This is a genomic window from Intestinimonas sp. RTP31139st1_F5_RTP31139_211217 (assembly GCF_040226735.1).
GTDB lineage: Bacteria > Bacillota > Clostridia > Oscillospirales > Oscillospiraceae > Intestinimonas > Intestinimonas butyriciproducens.
In genome coordinates this window covers 136,611-152,047 of the sequence record NZ_JBCOAQ010000001.1, presented here as the reverse complement: position 1 = coordinate 152,047, position 15,437 = coordinate 136,611, and the positions used below count along the sequence as shown (strand labels likewise).

At 57.6% G+C, this 15,437-nt stretch carries 18 protein-coding genes; all 18 read right to left on the bottom strand.

Annotation, left to right across the window (positions count from 1 at the left end; all coding sequences use genetic code 11):
- Window positions 1–6: 6 nt before the first annotated feature.
- Entirely contained in the window at window positions 7–885 is an 879-nt protein-coding gene (locus ABUA09_RS00790; RefSeq protein WP_033116725.1) for a YicC/YloC family endoribonuclease, read from the bottom strand.
- A gap of 27 nt (window positions 886–912) precedes the next feature.
- A complete protein-coding gene (locus tag ABUA09_RS00785) occupies window positions 913–1,452 on the bottom strand; it encodes a hypothetical protein (RefSeq protein ID WP_033116726.1) in 540 nt (179 codons plus the stop codon).
- A gap of 1 nt (window position 1,453) precedes the next feature.
- Window positions 1,454–2,059, bottom strand: coding sequence for a J domain-containing protein (locus ABUA09_RS00780; protein WP_033116727.1), 606 nt, complete (start codon window positions 2,057–2,059; stop codon window positions 1,454–1,456).
- The gene (locus ABUA09_RS00775; RefSeq protein ID WP_195614217.1) at window positions 2,043–2,933 is read right to left on the bottom strand and encodes a DUF5685 family protein; all 891 of its coding nucleotides are present in this window, start codon (window positions 2,931–2,933) and stop codon (window positions 2,043–2,045) included. The genes ABUA09_RS00780 and ABUA09_RS00775 overlap by 17 nt, the downstream gene beginning before the upstream one ends.
- Entirely contained in the window at window positions 2,933–3,352 is a 420-nt protein-coding gene (locus tag ABUA09_RS00770) for a SoxR reducing system RseC family protein (RefSeq protein WP_033116729.1), read from the bottom strand. Before ABUA09_RS00770 ends, ABUA09_RS00775 begins: the two co-directional genes overlap by 1 nt.
- An 11-nt stretch (window positions 3,353–3,363) precedes the next feature.
- Complete coding sequence (locus ABUA09_RS00765; RefSeq protein WP_058117691.1) at window positions 3,364–4,641, bottom strand: CdaR family protein; 1,278 nt, start codon at window positions 4,639–4,641, stop codon at window positions 3,364–3,366.
- Window positions 4,616–5,500 (bottom strand): diadenylate cyclase CdaA, encoded by an 885-nt coding sequence (cdaA, locus tag ABUA09_RS00760; protein WP_195973462.1) that lies wholly within the window; start codon window positions 5,498–5,500, stop codon window positions 4,616–4,618. The genes ABUA09_RS00765 and cdaA overlap by 26 nt, the downstream gene beginning before the upstream one ends.
- A 215-nt stretch (window positions 5,501–5,715) precedes the next feature.
- Entirely contained in the window at window positions 5,716–6,843 is a 1,128-nt protein-coding gene (locus ABUA09_RS00755) for an aminotransferase class V-fold PLP-dependent enzyme (protein WP_033116732.1), read from the bottom strand.
- Window positions 6,840–7,094 (bottom strand): putative Se/S carrier protein, encoded by a 255-nt coding sequence (locus ABUA09_RS00750; protein ID WP_033116733.1) that lies wholly within the window; start codon window positions 7,092–7,094, stop codon window positions 6,840–6,842. Before ABUA09_RS00750 ends, ABUA09_RS00755 begins: the two co-directional genes overlap by 4 nt.
- Window positions 7,095–7,191: 97 nt before the next feature.
- The gene (gene ispF, locus ABUA09_RS00745; RefSeq protein ID WP_033116734.1) at window positions 7,192–7,674 is read right to left on the bottom strand and encodes a 2-C-methyl-D-erythritol 2,4-cyclodiphosphate synthase; all 483 of its coding nucleotides are present in this window, start codon (window positions 7,672–7,674) and stop codon (window positions 7,192–7,194) included.
- Window positions 7,671–8,405, bottom strand: coding sequence for a 2-C-methyl-D-erythritol 4-phosphate cytidylyltransferase (gene ispD, locus ABUA09_RS00740; RefSeq protein ID WP_033116735.1), 735 nt, complete (start codon window positions 8,403–8,405; stop codon window positions 7,671–7,673). The genes ispF and ispD overlap by 4 nt, the downstream gene beginning before the upstream one ends.
- Before the next feature lie 74 nt (window positions 8,406–8,479).
- Window positions 8,480–8,956 carry a CarD family transcriptional regulator gene (locus ABUA09_RS00735; RefSeq protein WP_033116736.1) on the bottom strand — a complete coding sequence of 159 codons (477 nt, stop codon included), beginning with the start codon at window positions 8,954–8,956 and terminating at the stop codon, window positions 8,480–8,482.
- 175 nt (window positions 8,957–9,131) lie between these two features.
- Window positions 9,132–11,138: a bifunctional 4-hydroxy-3-methylbut-2-enyl diphosphate reductase/30S ribosomal protein S1 gene (locus tag ABUA09_RS00730; RefSeq protein WP_058117687.1), complete on the bottom strand. Its 2,007-nt coding sequence runs from the start codon at window positions 11,136–11,138 to the stop codon at window positions 9,132–9,134.
- The gene (locus ABUA09_RS00725) at window positions 11,135–11,734 is read right to left on the bottom strand and encodes a lysophospholipid acyltransferase family protein (protein WP_033116737.1); all 600 of its coding nucleotides are present in this window, start codon (window positions 11,732–11,734) and stop codon (window positions 11,135–11,137) included. Before ABUA09_RS00725 ends, ABUA09_RS00730 begins: the two co-directional genes overlap by 4 nt.
- Window positions 11,731–12,408, bottom strand: coding sequence for a (d)CMP kinase (cmk, locus tag ABUA09_RS00720; protein ID WP_033116738.1), 678 nt, complete (start codon window positions 12,406–12,408; stop codon window positions 11,731–11,733). The genes ABUA09_RS00725 and cmk overlap by 4 nt, the downstream gene beginning before the upstream one ends.
- Before the next feature lie 36 nt (window positions 12,409–12,444).
- Entirely contained in the window at window positions 12,445–13,692 is a 1,248-nt protein-coding gene (locus ABUA09_RS00715) for a BaiN/RdsA family NAD(P)/FAD-dependent oxidoreductase (RefSeq protein WP_227151538.1), read from the bottom strand.
- Window positions 13,689–14,561: a MurR/RpiR family transcriptional regulator gene (locus ABUA09_RS00710; protein ID WP_033116740.1), complete on the bottom strand. Its 873-nt coding sequence runs from the start codon at window positions 14,559–14,561 to the stop codon at window positions 13,689–13,691. The genes ABUA09_RS00715 and ABUA09_RS00710 overlap by 4 nt, the downstream gene beginning before the upstream one ends.
- A 149-nt stretch (window positions 14,562–14,710) precedes the next feature.
- Window positions 14,711–15,406 carry a pseudouridine synthase gene (locus ABUA09_RS00705; protein WP_033116741.1) on the bottom strand — a complete coding sequence of 232 codons (696 nt, stop codon included), beginning with the start codon at window positions 15,404–15,406 and terminating at the stop codon, window positions 14,711–14,713.
- Window positions 15,407–15,437: the final 31 nt, after the last annotated feature.

Here is a 15,437-nt window from a genome sequence, read left to right as displayed (position 1 = left end):
CCTCCCTCACTCGATATTCTGGACCTGCTCCCGGATCTTCTCGATTTCTGCCTTGATGTCGATGACATGTCGAGCAGTCTCCAAGTCATTGCATTTGGAGCCGATAGTGTTTGCCTCACGATTGAACTCCTGAATGAGAAAATCCAACTTCCGCCCCATCGGTCCGTCCTGCTCCAACAACGTGCGCAGTTGAGAGAGATGACTGTGCAGACGCACGGTCTCCTCATCAACGGCAACTTTATCAGCAAAAATGGCGGCCTCCGTAAGGATGCGGCTCTCATCGATTTGGGTGTTCTGGAGGACTTCCTTCATTTTGTTCTCGAGCCTGCCGCGATACTCCGCTACGGTTTTAGGGGACTGTGCCTCCACCTGGGCCGTCAGCGCCTCAATAGTTCCGGCGCGGGAGAGAATATCGGCAGAGAGCTTGGCGCCCTCCCGCTCCCGCATGCCGTTGAAGTCCTGCAGAGCCATATCCAGTACGGCACAGATATCCGCCGCGACGGCCTCCACGTCCTCGGGGGCCTTCTCCACAAAAAACACGTCCTGAAACCGAGACAGCAGGGACAGGGAAATGTCGTCCCGGAGCCCATAGGTGTCTCGAAGCTCTGTAAGCGCGGCATAATAGCCGTCGGCCACCGGCCGGTTCAGGCTGACGATCACTCCGTCCGCCTTGGTGCTGTTGATGGTGACGAAAATATCTACCTTCCCCCTGGAAATACTGCGCTGGACGGTGCTTTTAATCGCATCCTCCGCAAACATATAGGCACGAGGCATCTTGACGGTACAATCCAGGTAACGGTTGTTGACGGAACGGACCTCCACTGTAATGGTTCGGTCGTTCAAAACCGCCTCTCCCCTGCCATAGCCGGTCATACTGCGGACCACCGGCGGTCTCCCCTTTCTTCTTTCGTACTAATTTGCAGATCGCCCATTGCGCAGCGGTTTGTCCACCCGGGCGATATAAAAGGCAATTAACTTGGAAAAGCCGAAGTCATACATCAGAAATACGGCGCTCCCCCCCAGGTAGAGCAGGGGAAGTGACTGTGTGCTCAGTGGGATCGCGGACAAAAAAATGGTACGAAGTACAAACCAAAAGACAGACAGCATACCGTTAAAAAAGGCGAGCTTCAAGACCAGCTCCAACGTTAAGCGCCGAATTCGCTCTATGCTGTATTTCACCAGAGGATAAAGTCCAAAAAACAGCAGGTACAGGAGTGCGTTTCCCTTGTCGGGCAGCAGCAGAAACGCCAAGATACCGGTCCCGGCGTAACAGAGGACGCCGGAGCTTGGGCCGCCGGAAATCACCGCTGCTGCAGGCAACAGCCCCGCTAATCCCACCACGCCCGCGCGCCCCGTGGGGACGAGGCAGGAACCATAGAGGATCACCAGAGACAGCGCGGCCAGAAGGGCCGTATAGGCCACGCTGAAAGCGGCCTGTCGTTGTCTTCTCATATCAGTTGCCGCAGCCGCCGCACAGGCAGTTCAGACACAACATGGTGGTGCAGCAGTCACAGGAGTCCGCCCCCCCGGCATACCCATAGGGCCGATAGGCCTGTCCTCCCCGCTGCATCATGTTGTAGGCCTGCCGGTATTCCGGGTTCCCCGGCTCCATATTGACGGCAATCTGATACTGCTGCATGGCTTCATCCAGCCAGCCCTTGCGGTAGGCGATACTCCCCATGAGAAAGTGCCATTCGGCATCCTGTGTGGGAGCAGACTGAAGGAGCTGTTCCGCCTGACTCAAGTTTCCCAGATTGATGGATTGCCGCACGCGGGCGTAGATGGTACTTCCGGCGGAGTAGGAACGGCTCTGCTGCTGATAGGTCGTCTGCTGTTGGTAAGAGGACTGATAAGCGGATGAAGTTCCGCCCGAGCGCATTTTGTTGATGGCATCGTAAGCCTCGTTGATCTCCTTCATTTTTTCCTCAGCGAGGTCCGCCAGCGGATTGTTCTGGTAGTTATCCGGATGGTATTTTCGGGCCAGTTCTCGATAGGCCCGCTTGATCTCTTCATCACTGGCGTTGGAATCGACGCCCAGTACGCTATACGGATCGTTCATAGCTCATTCTCCCATTTGTTTCTTTCTTGCGCTTGCGCCATTCGCCCCGAAATACGGATTCCTCCACCATGGGAAGTCCCAGGCAGAGAATATTGAGGACGATTCCACTCCAGGGGCCAAAATCCGTTAAGTGGCAGGCAGACACCGCCAGGTTCAAGGAGTGGCGCAACGTGGTCCGCAATTCCTCTCTGTGTCCCTCCGGGCCGTCCGGCCAGCGGGCGGCCACGGGATTGTAGGTTCCCCGACTTCGGTCCTCCGCCAGGTCGTCCCAAGCATCTGTCAAATAGATCCAGCGGCCGACGTGGTAGAGAAGCTGCCCCACCGCCCGGTCACGGTCACTTGTTCCAGTGCTTGGCGCTGCCGCCCGCAGAATGCGGGCAAAGGTATCCGCCGTACGGTCCAAGGAGCCGGAGCGCTCTTTCTCCAAAAATCTCAGTTCTTCAAGACATGCCGCCGTCCGGCTGTCAAAATCGGGGCGCCGCTTGGCGGCGCGGTGATAAGACGGACGGAGCAGAAGCACCAGGAGACGCGAGGGCAGTCCCTTCCAGAAAGAGGCGTCCGCCACCCCGTCCATCAGCTTCCAATAGGTGAGAATCACGCTCTCATCGGCAGCGATATCCAAGCTGAGGCTTTCCCGGCAGACCTGCTTGCCCTTGATGGGGCAAGCGATACAGCGCCGCCGCTGCGTTATAGGGCGGGCGCTCTCTGTCGAAAGGAGCATCGCCAGAAATGCAAAATCATAGCTGAGCAGCAGCCGGGGCAAAAAGCCGTAACGGCGTCCCAACGTATGGCAGAGTCCGCAATAGGCCGCCTGATAGGCATCCAGCTCCCACACCTTGAGCTCTCCTCTGAGCGGGACTACATACCCGAACATCAGGCGCTCTTTAACCGGACGATCCGGAATTGAAGCGCCCTCCGGCGCTTGACAGAACGGTCCAAGGCTACCACCATCAAAATGCTGACGGCAAAGGCCGCCACAGAGGCCAAAATACACCAGCCCTGCGTCAGGCCGAACGCCTGGGCGGCCAAATATCCGGCCACCAGAAGAACCATGGGGACCAGATAGACAAAGGCGATAACTCCCATAAGATTGGCGTTTTCCGTCTCCACCACGACCAGCTCTCCTTCCCTGGCGCCTACGGTATTTTGGGCCAGAGCGGTAACCGTGGGCTGCTGAGCGGTCATGCAGCCGCCGCACTCTGAACAATTATGGGCACAGGCCCCCTGACGTACCACCGCCACAACTGCGGTTCCATTTGGGAAGGTCTGCTTTACTTGTGCAGTCTGTGTCATAGCAATTTCTCCTATTGCGATTGAATATTGACCACTACGATATATCCGTTTGCACCGTTGACCACCCCACAGGTGCTCTCCCCATCCAAATAGATCTTTGGCTGGAATGGGAACTGCGCCTGCCGGAGCGTCTCACCCTCGAGGTCCACCACCACCCGGAGCTGATAACCATCCACAGTTTCCAAAGCGTCGGCGGGGCCGCGGACCTGCACCTGCAGAGACTGAGTCACGGCCGACGCGGTGAATCCCTCGGGCACGTTGATGACCTCGATATTCGAAGTCTCCACGGTCTTGGTCTCCAGGCCCTTGACACTGATGGTCACAGTGGCCTCACTGATACCGCTGTCGTTGGAGAGTTCGGATGCAAGAACAATGGGGAAGGTATAGGTCTGATTCTCCTGGACCACATCCGCCAGATCGATTTTACCCAAAGTGATGGATTTCCCCTCCAGGGGCGTAATGTCGGATTCCTCGCCGGAAATCTGAATGGTGTTGGGTTGAATATCAACGTAGGGCTCTACATATCGCGCAAAGTTCTCTTCCGTGATGCCTCCGCCATAGATAAAATCCACCGTGAGAGGGATCTCCAGCGTTTTGACTACAGGCAGCACTACGCTGACGGTATTTACATTGGAACTGATCTCATCGCTCTTCAGTACTTCCCCATCGGAGGAAATCATGTCAAAGCTCATTTCACCGCTGACTGTCTTTGTAAGCTCCTCACCCGTTATGGTGACCTGCGCGTAGTCGATTTGATTGACCAATGCCTCAGGCCCCTGGATCCGCACCGTGCTGGGCGTGATCTCCACCGTATTGGTCCGATAGCCGTCTTTCACTGTACCGGTGAAATTGCCACGCACCTCGATGGTCTTGGACAGCATTTTCGTAACGACTACCCGAATGGTCTGGGTCGAGTCTCCATCCAGACGGACGCCGCTGGTAAGCGTATTTTCCAGTCCCAGTTTGCAGGGAAGCTCATACTCCCCTGCCTCGCTGATCTCGGACACATCCAGCCGAGCAGTGATGAACTCCGAGGAGTTGGAGGCAATGGCGACCAGCGCCGAACGCCCTCCCGTGATGCCCACATTGACCGTCAGCTTGGTGCTTGCGTCGATCATAAGCCCCTTGGAGTTGAGCACATCTTCACCCACCAGGGTGATGGGCACGTTCCGTATGGTCATGCTGCCCACCTGACCGATAATGGCGGTCACATAAACCCATAGCGCAAGGGCGATGAGGACGGCTAGGATGATATTGAAGGCTTTACTTTCCGTGAACTTCTTCCCCATCGTCTTTGTCACCTTTTTTCGACTTGAATAGCGAGGTCAGTATGGAGGACTTGGAGGACGACTCCTCCTGCGGGAGGAGCTCGTTGCGCAGAAGCCGCTCCAGAGTTTCAGGGGCCAAGTGCCGCTTGAGCATACCGTTGACCGCCACGGAAATAGATCCCGTCTCCTCAGATACAATGGCGACTACCGCGTCGGAATTTTCGCTCATGCCGATTCCGGCCCTGTGCCGCATCCCCAGGTCCCGGGAGAGATTGACGTTCCCGGACAGCGGCAGTACACAGCCCGCGCCCACGATATGTCCGTTCCGAACGATCACCGCGCCGTCATGCAGCGGGGCCTTGTTCCAGAAAAGATTCTTCAGCAGCTCCGCCGCCACGGTGGAATCCAGCATGGTGCCGGTTTTGATGATATCGTCCAGCGGGACCTTTCGCTCAAAGACCATCAGCGCGCCCACCTTATCCTTGGAGAGGGACGTATAGGCCTGTACCGTCTGTGTGATGGCGTTCTCCACGTCGGGCGGCGCCTCCTCGCGGCTGAACATATCCCCCAGCCTGCTGCTGCCCAACTGCTCCAGGAAACGGCGGATCTCCGGCTGAAAGACCACAACCAGCGCCAGCGTTCCCATCTCTACCATACGGCTCAGCACGAAGTTGATCACTCTGAGCTGCAACAGGTAGGAGAGACCCAGCGCCACCAGCAGCAGCAAAATGGCTTTCGCCACCTGGGCGGCCCGGCTGCGCTGGACCAACATCAATACGCGATAAACGATGTAGGCGATGATCGCCACATCGAGTACGTCAAAAATGGAAATGTTAAAAGTCAGGATGTACTGCCACATCCCCCACAGCAATTCAGTCATTTCCAATGTCTCCCACATCTCAGAGTGTGCACGATGGGCGGTGCCAAAACGCTACCCGCCCATTTCAAATATTATACTGTATCCTCTTGCAAATGGCAAGAACTCCGCCCATTAATTTTCCCTTAATTTCATAGAAAAAGCCTGAAAAAAAGAGTACGAGGGCGCGCGGCGAAGAACCGCGTGCACTCGCACAGACAATACGCTTTGGAATGCTTTTATTGGCGTCTGGGCAGCCGCGCCACAGCTCCGGCCAGCGCGTCCACATCTCCGCTGGAGTTAAAGGCGGAAAAACTGACCCGTACGGTCCCGACATCCAGCGTCCCTGCGGAGCGGTGCGCCAGCGGCGCGCAGTGGAGCCCGGAACGGACGGCAATCCCCTGTTCTCCCAGTGCCTGCCCCACATCTTCACAGTCCATGCCGTCCACCTGAAAGGAGAGCACCCCCGCTTGGCAGAAGAGGCGGGGCGCCGCAAAGACGCGCACACCCGGCAGAGCTGACAGGGCATCCGCACACCGGGCAGCCAGGAATCTTTCATGATTCAGGATCACCTCGGGGCCTTTGCGCTGGATAAAACGGAGCCCCTCCAGCAATCCGGCAATCCCGGTCACATTTTGCGTTCCGGCCTCCAGCCGATCCGGCAGAAAGTCCGGCATCTCCTGGCGGGCAGACAGCGACCCAGTCCCACCTTCCAGCAGGGGGATGACCTCGTGATCGCAGAGCAGGATGCCGGTCCCCTGGGGACCGTAGAGCCCCTTGTGGCCCGGCATGGCGATAAAGGAGGCTCGAAGCTGGTCCATGTAGATCGGCATGCTCCCTGCGGATTGGGAGGCGTCTAGGACGAAGGGGACTCCTCTCCCGGCGCAGAGATCGGCAATTTCAACCACCGGCAACACATAACCGAAAACATTGGAGACATGGTTGCAGATGACGCAGTCGACCTCCGATGTGAGCTGCTCACGGAACTGGCGCAGAATCTCCTGAGGGTCGAAAAGCCGCGAGGTGGCCACCTTCACGCGCACATTGGGAATCGCGGCCAGCGGACGCGTGACCGCATTATGCTCATAACCGGAGATGAGTACGGTGTCCCCGGGCTTTACAATGGACTTGATGGCAATGTTGAGCCCGTGGGTGGCATTCATAGTAAAAACTACATCGTCGGGTTCCCTCACATGGAAGAGCTCGGCCGCCCGCTCCCGACAGGCAAAAACCGTGTCTGCGGCCAGCATGGCGGGCGGATGGCCTCCACGGCCCGGGCTTGCCATATGCCCCATAGCGTAGCCGGAGGCACGGGCGACGGCGGAAGGCTTTTGCAGCGTTGTCGCTGCTGCGTCCAGATAAATCATAGCCCCACCTCGCGGTAGCTTCCGTCCTCTTCTGTAATATAGACCCGTTTCGGCTTCAGCTCTGCCCGGTTGAGGAGCACCAGTGCCTCGGCAAGACGGCGCTCAGACACCTTTACTGCATGGCTGCACCCCTCGCCGGCGATGCTTTTGGGAGAACGTAGGATCCGAGCTGTAATTCCAGCACGCTCCAAAACGGCGGCCGTACGCTGGGCGTAGGTCAGCGAGCGGCATATAATGAGATAATAGACCATTGGCATTACGCTCCTCTCTGGAGCATTGTATGCCGTGCTGCCGCCAGATGGGACAGAAAAGCGGCGGGGCATTTCAGCCCCGCCGTTCATCGTCGTATCAGTTGCACTCCAAAAGAGCCACGGCGTGGGCCGCCATTCCCTGGCCCGTACCCGTAAAGCCAAGCCCCTCCTCAGTGGTGGCTTTCACATTCACCTGGTCCTGAGGAACACCCAAATGCTTGGCCAGATTTTGGCGCATCTGTGGGATAAAGGCGGCCAGTTTGGGCTGCTGGGCCACCAGAGTAGCATCCACGTTTCCCACACGGTATCCGGCCTCTCCAAGCCGCTCCACGACCCGGTCCAGCAGCAGCAGACTGGAGATCCCCGCATAGGCGGGATCATGATCCGGAAAAAGCTTACCGATATCCCCCAGCCCGGCAGCGCCCAGCAACGCGTCCATGACGGCGTGGGTGAGCACATCAGCATCGGAATGCCCCAGGAGTCCCCGGTCGAACGGGACTTCCGCCCCGCCCAGAATGAGCTTCCTCCCCGCTGTCAGGCGGTGTACGTCATAGCCGTGCCCAATCCGAAATGCATTCACACGAACTCCCCTCTTCCATTGAGAATACCCAGCCCCAAATCCAGATCAGTAGGGGTGGTAAGCTTTATATTGGCCCGGTCCCCGCGGGTGAGGGCTACCTTCATGCCCAGCCGCTCCACTGCGGCACAGTCGTCGGTCAAGGTGACCCCCTCCTCCACCGCACGTTGCAGGGCAGCCTTGATCAGAGATGCCTCGAATACCTGAGGGGTCTGCACCGCAAACAGCGTATCCCGGTCCACCGTCTCTTCCACTATGCCGTTCATGGCACGCTTCACCGTATCCGTAACAGGAACGGCCGGTGCCGCTGCACCGCACTGCGCGGCCCGGTCAATGACCTCTTCCAGCACCTCCTGCGTGACAAAAGGACGGGCGCCGTCATGAATGGCAATCAGCCCCGCCTGAGGGCTTGCTTCGCGGATACCGTTGAGTACAGACTGCGTGCGGGTAGTGCCTCCGGTCACGATATGGGTGACCTTCTCCAGAGCAAAATCCCGGCACAGCTGGCTGACCGGAACGATGAGATCTTCTCGGGTCACCACCACGATCTCCTGAATCCGCGTACAGGCCTCCAGGGCCTGCAAAGTACGGACGAGCACAGGATAATCTCCCAAAGTGAGCAGTATCTTATCCTGTCCCTCCATGCGGGTAGAGGATCCGGCTGCGGGCACTACTGCAGTACAGAAGGGCATATCCGCCCTTCTCCGCCGCAGACGGTCAAAAATCGGGGCCATAGCCGCAACTCCTTTCGCAAAAAAGGAGCCTCTCGGCTCCTTTTAGACATGCGGGGATCGCCAGAAAAATCCTATTACGCCAGCGCCGTATTTATGCGGGCCTCTACATCTTCGTAGCTGGTATTTTGAGAGAGGACCAGCTCGGAAATCAAGATCTGTTTTGCCGAGTGGAGCATCTTCCGTTCCCCTGTGGAGAGTCCACGGTCCACATCGCGAAGCATCAGGCCCTTGACTACTTTGGCAACTTCCAGCAGATCGCCGCTTTTGATCCGCATCATATTCTCCCGATAACGGCGATTCCAATTCTGGGTCATGTCCACCTCGATGTCAGGCATGGAGGCAATGAGCCGATCCGCCTCATCCTTGTCCACCACGGGGCGGACGCCAATTTCCTCGCTATTGCTGGTGGGAATCATGACCAGCATCCCGCCCACCGGAAGCTTCAAAATATAATACTCCCTCACAACTCCATTGACCTTTTTGGTGACGATGCTATCAATGACACCGGCACCATGCATCGGATGAACGATCTTATCTCCTACCTGAAACATGATAACCACCTCCCTGATCGTGCGAAAAATAACTTGACAAATCTTCTTAACAAGTTTATTATAAAGCATTTGCCATCTGTTTGCAAGTAAAAAGCAGGGGCAGCCCCAGTAAATAATAGATAAAAATACCCCGTTTCTCTAAAGGAAACGGGGTATTTTTATCTATTTGACTTTTTTATTCCTCAACAGCGCCGGGAGCCACTTCGGTACCCTCGTCATCAGAGGTCGCGACCACGGCGTCATCGCCCTCCTGCGCCTTGGCCTCGCGGGCGTCTTCCAGCAGGGCGCGAATGGACAGAGAGACCTTTTTATTCTCCATATCGATGTCGGTAATTTTGACATCCACCATCTGTCCCTCAGAGAGCACATCTCCGGGCTTATCGATACGGTGGTCGGCGATCTGAGAGATATGAATCAGCCCGTCCACGCCAGGGACGATCTCAGCAAAAGCGCCAAAAGTCATCAGCTTTACGACCTTGACGGTCGCCACGTCACCCACACCGTACTTAGAGGTGAATACGGTCCAGGGGTCCTGACTCCGATCCTTCATACCCAGAGAAATCTTCTTCTTCTCAGGATCGAAGGAAATCACGTACACCTCTGCGGGATCCCCCACACTCACCACCTCAGAGGGGTGCTTGATGCGGCTCCAGGAGAGCTCGGAGATGTGGACCATGCCATCCACGCCGCCGATGTCCACAAAGGCGCCGTAAGAGGTCAGGGACTTTACCACACCGGAATAACGCTTCCCATTTTCAATCTCAGCCCACACTTTGGCAGACTTCTCGGCACGCTCCGCCTGCTCCACAGCACGGATAGAGCCCACGACACGGCGGCGGGCCCGATTGACCTCTGTAATCTTCATGCGGACCTTCTTCTTCAGCAGGTCGCTCATGGCGGCGTCACGGGGCAGCCCGGTCTGAGAGGCGGGAATGAACACACGAACACCCTTGACGGAAGCGACTACGCCACCCTTATTCTCCTCAGTGACGACGCCCTCGACAATGGTGCCCTCCTCACGGGCCTGTTCCACGTCGTCCCAGCTCTTCACAGTATCCAGACGCTTCTTGGACAGGGTGACCACGCCCTCGGCGTCATTGACGCGCATGACATAGGTCTCGATCTCGTCGCCGATCTTCACGATATCCTCCACTTTCACAGTGGGATCGTCGCTCAGCTCGGATACAGGGATGTAACCGGCATGCTTCGTGCCCAGGTCCACGTAAATCTCTGTGGGCGTGATCTCAGTAACGACACCGGTGACCTTCTCTCCTGTATTTAAAGTTTTGATCGATTTCTCCAGCAGATCAGCAAAGGACTCCTCGATCTCCATGATTTCGTCGCTCATTTTGTCATAGACCTCCTTTATAATCCACCCGGGCGTGGAAGCGCCCGCAGTGATTCCAATAGAAGCCATCCCCTGAAAAGAGGAAGGTTCCAGCTCCTCCGCCCCCTCTATAGCGACCACTCTGGGGCAGAGTGCGCGGCACAGCTCGGCCAGCCGTCTGGTATTGGAGCTTTTTCGGTCCCCGATGACGATCATTGCATCGCAGCGGGCGGCCAGTTCCTGTGCCTCCGATTGCCGTACATACGTAGCACTGCATATTGTATCAAAAATTTCAGCGTTTGTACACTCTTTTTTTACTTTTTCTCTGCACGCATCCCAAATTTTCTGTGTTGAGGTCGTTTGGGACACAAATGCCAGCGCTTTGCTGCGGCGCTCCGGGCACTCATCCAGCCAGCCCCCCAGGGCGTCCGCATCCTCCAGCACGACGGGAGAGCGGCACCATCCGGCAATAGCGACCACCTCGGGATGGGTAGGGACGCCGATGATGACAGGCTGCCTGCCGCTTTCCTCTGCGCGCTCCACAAGGCGGTGAATCTTTGTGACATTGGGGCATGCGGCGTCAATGGTCTTGCACCCCTTGGCCGCCAGTGCGTCGTATACCGCCCTTCCCTCTCCATGGGAACGGAGAATCACAGCGGCGCCCGGAGGGATATCCCTGACGTCCGGAAGGCAGACAATACCCTTTTCCTCCAAATGCGCCGTCACATGATCGTTATGGATAACAGGGCCAAGCATATAGCATGGCTTCTCACGGTCGGCAGCCAACTCGGCCAGCTCCACCGCCCGCCGGACGCCGTAACAAAACCCGGCGGACCTTGCGAGTTCCAGCCTCATATCGTCTGTACCTCCAGCGCCCGAATCCGCGCCATCAGGTCGGCCGTGATGGCCTCATACTCCTCCTGCGTTCCCTTGCGGGACTCCACATGAGGCAGATAGGGCTCGCCGATAACCACGGGCGTCCGTCCAAACCAGCGCTTTTTTTCCGGCACATACACAGGGAGGATGGGGACGCCGCACCGCACCGCCAACATGGCCGCCCCGGTTTTGGGTTCGCTCTCCTCTCCGCGGCTGGCGCGGACCCGGGTCCCCTCCGGGTAGAGGAGGACCTTCTCTCCCTCTTTCAGATATTTCATGGCCTGCTTGATGGCGCCCACGTCGGATTTGCCCCGTTCCACGCCGAACACGCCGACCCGCTTTAAAATCCATCCGATAAACGGTACCCGCAGGAGCTCCGCCTTGGCCATCGGGCGGAGTTGATACTTTTTATGAAAGGCAAACGCCAGGAACAGGGGATCCGACAGCGATGTGTGATTGCCGCAGACCAGTACGCCACCCTCCGGGATACGCTCCCTCCCAATGGCGCGATGGGGATGAACCAAGTTGAAAAAAGGCCAGATGATCGTGTAGATCACCGCATAGAACATTCTCATGCTTCCAGCTTCCTCCTGATGGCGTCCAGCAGTATCGCAAAGCTCTCATCCAGGGATTTCCCCGTGGTATCCACCAGAACGGCATCCTCCGCCCTTCGGAGCGGAGCCGCGGCACGTGTGCTGTCCTTGCGGTCCCGCTCCACGATCTCCGCCAGCACCGTCTCATAATCCTGAGGCGTGCCCCGATCCTCCAGCTCGGCACAGCGGCGGGAGGCCCTGTCCTCTGGGGTCGCGGTAAGAAATATCTTGGCCTGTGCATCCGGAAGAACCACCGTGCCGATGTCTCTTCCATCCATGATCACATTGAAATGCTTTGCCATGTCCCGCTGCATGTCCAACAGGAAAGCCCGCACCGCCGGCTGGGCCGACACTGCCGAGGCATACTGGGATATCTCGGGCAGCCGGATCTCGGCCGTCACATCCTCCCCGGACAATAACATATGCTGCAGCCCATCTGCTTCGTAGCGGAGCTGGATATCTGCCCGCTTCAGCAGTTCACTCACTGCCTGCGCGTCCTCCGGATCTGTACCGCTTCTCCGGGCGAGAAGGCCCAGCGTGCGGTAGATCGCCCCTGTATCCACGTATACATAGCCCAATGCCTCGGCCAGACGTTTGGCCATGGTGCTCTTCCCCGCTCCGGACGGACCGTCTACCGCGACACTTATAAAACCCATTCTTATGCCTCCCGCATCAAAAGTATGCCCGCTGCGTCACCGTTCCATGTCCGCAGCCGCCTCCCCTGCCGCCCTGCCGGTGGCCCAGGCAATTTGCAGGTTAAAGCCTCCGGTGTAACCGTCTGCGTCAAGGAGCTCCCCGGCAAGGAAAAGCCCCTTCACCAGTTTGGATTCCATGGTGTGCGGATCGACTTCAGATACCTTGACGCCTCCGCTGGTCACAATGGCGTCTTCCACGCCTCTAGGGCCCTGGACTGTAAAATTGAGCCCCTTCAGCAGCTCCAACAGGCGGCGGCGTTGGCTCCTGGTAATAGAGTTGGCCGGCGTTTCCTCCGGAATCTCCGCGCGCTCCACCAGGATGGGGATGAGCAGCCTGGGAACAAGGCGTTCCAGCACATTGTGAAATGCCCGATTGGACTGTTCAGCAAACTCTCGCACCAATCGGGCATCTAGGGTCTGCTCGTCCAGTGCCGGCTTCAGATCGATGCTCACCGTATAATGTTCTCGCTCAAAATCCCGCATATGCGCGCTGGCGCTGAGGATAAGAGGGCCGGAAAGGCCAAAGTGGGTAAAGAGTAATTCTCCCTGCTCCTGGTAAATGAGTTTCCCTTTGTGGCTTTTTACCTTGAGACCCACATTCCGCAGGGACAGTCCCTGCATTCTGGGACACTCTTCTCCCTCCATGATCAGAGGGATCAAAGACGGCTTGGCCGGCAGGATCGTGTGTCCCAATTCGCCGGCCATTTCATAGCCGTCTCCGGTGGAGCCGGTCAGTGGGTAGGAGCAGCCTCCGGTGGCGAGAATCGCGGCGTCACAGCCATAAGTGCCGTGCTCCGCCTTTACGCCCCGAACCCGGCCCTCCTGAACTAGGATATGCTGCGCCCTGTCCTGCACAATGGAGACCCGCTGTCTCCGCAGGGCAAAGAAAAGTGCGTCGATGATGTCCGCGGCCCTATCCGACTGCGGAAAAACCCGATTGCCCCGCTCCGTCTTCAGCGGAACACCCAAGCTGGAAAAAAGCGCCTTTACCTCGGAAGGTGGAAAACGGGTGACGGCGCTGGTGAGAAAGCGGCTGTTTCGGGGTATGTTGGCAAGGACCTCCTGAACGGAGCAGTCATTGGTCAGATTACACCGCCCCTTACCTGTGATATAAAGCTTCCGGCCCACCTTCTGGTTGCGCTCCAGCAGCGTCACGGAAGCCCCTTTCTGAGCAGCAGTCAGCGCCGCGAGCATGCCCGCGGCGCCTCCCCCTATTACGACAATCGTTCTTTTTTGTCCCGTCAATGATTCTCTTCCTCTACCTGTTCATAGACGCCATATTCCGACCAGATCTGCTCCAAGTCGGCAAAAATCTGCTCCACGTCCTCATTCCTCCGACGGCCTACCGCCACAATGAGGGCGTTAACCAAGCTCAGCGGGGCCACCAGCGAGTCCACAAAGGAGGCCATATCGCTCTTGGCCAGCAGGGTCTCGGTGGCCGCTTCAGCCAGGGGCGACGCCTCGGAATCGGTCAGGGCAATGACGTTGGCCCCCCGGTCCTTGGCAAAGCGCATGGCCTTTACCGTTCGGCTGGAGTAGCGCGGAAAGCTGATCCCGATGACCACATCTTCCGGCCCCACACGGAGAAGCTGTTCAAAGATCTCACTGGCGGAGGTGGTATGTACCAAAACGATATTATCAAAGATCAGATTGAAATAAAAGCCCAGGAAATCGGCCAAAGCTGCCGCTGAGCGCACACCCAAGATATAGATCCGATGGGCGGAAAGAATGGCGTCCACCGCCTGGCGAAAGCTGGCCCGGTCTGTCTCCTCCAAGGTCATCCGGATCTTCTCAATATCCGACTGCATGACCATGGACAGGATATCCTGATTCCCGATCCTGTCGTTCGCCACCTCAATGCGCTGAATAGAGGTCAATTTATTGCGGATCATTTCCTGCAGTGCCTTTTGCATGCTGGGATAACCGTCATAACCCAACTCGGCGGCAAAGCGCACGACGGTGGACTCGCTGACATTGACCGTCTTTCCCAACTTGCTGGCCGTCATGAACGCCGCTTTGTCATAGGACTCCAGGATAAAGCGCGCGATGAGCCTTTGCCCTTTGGAGAAGGTAGGCATACTATTTTGAATGACTGAGAGAATATCGCGTGTCATGGATGACACCCCCAGGCTTCCTTCCCCACCCTTGGGGAGTGATTGGACGGCTAAACCTTAAGGCGGTCTCACCGCCAGTCCCTATCATAACGGGAAACCAGACGAAAAGCAAGATATTTTTGCAAGTGACGGTTTTTTTCTTGCATAATTTACAAGGAATAGAGAGCGGATATCTCTTCTTCCGTCAGATGCCGCCACTGCCCAAGTTTCAGGCCACCTAACTGAACACCCCCCTCACGGACCCGGCGCAGGGCCTTGACGGTGAGCCCAGCCTGATCGCACATCCGGCGGACCTGACGATTGCGCCCCTCGTGAATGGTGACCGAGAGCACATTAGGCCCCAGCCTATCCACCTTGGCAGGCGCCAGAGCGATGCCGTCCAGCTCCATGGGCCTGGACAGTATGGGCAGCGCCGCCTCCACGTCTCCCGCAACCATGACAAGATACTGCTTGTCCACCTCATGGCTTGGATGAATAAGCCGGTGTGTCAGCGCCCCGTCATTGGTGAGAATCAGCAGTCCTTCGGAATCCAGATCCAGTCGTCCCACAGGCCATACCCGAACTCCGCAGCCGGAGACCAGTTCCGCCACCGTCTTCCGCCCCTGTTCATCGGCAAGGGTGGTGACATACCCCCTGGGTTTGTTGAGCATCAGATAGACCGGCTCCGCCGCAGGCCCGATCTCCGTGCCGTCCAGGGCCACGGTGTCCCGACCCAAATCGGCCTTGTCGCCCAGTTTGGCGGCTCGACCATTGACGGTAACCCGCCCGGCCTCGATGTATTCCTCCGCTGTCCGCCTGGAACACAGCCCGGCGGCAGATAGCAGTTTTTGCAGGCGTTCCTCCATGAGGGCACCTCATTTCTGTTATGTAGCGCGC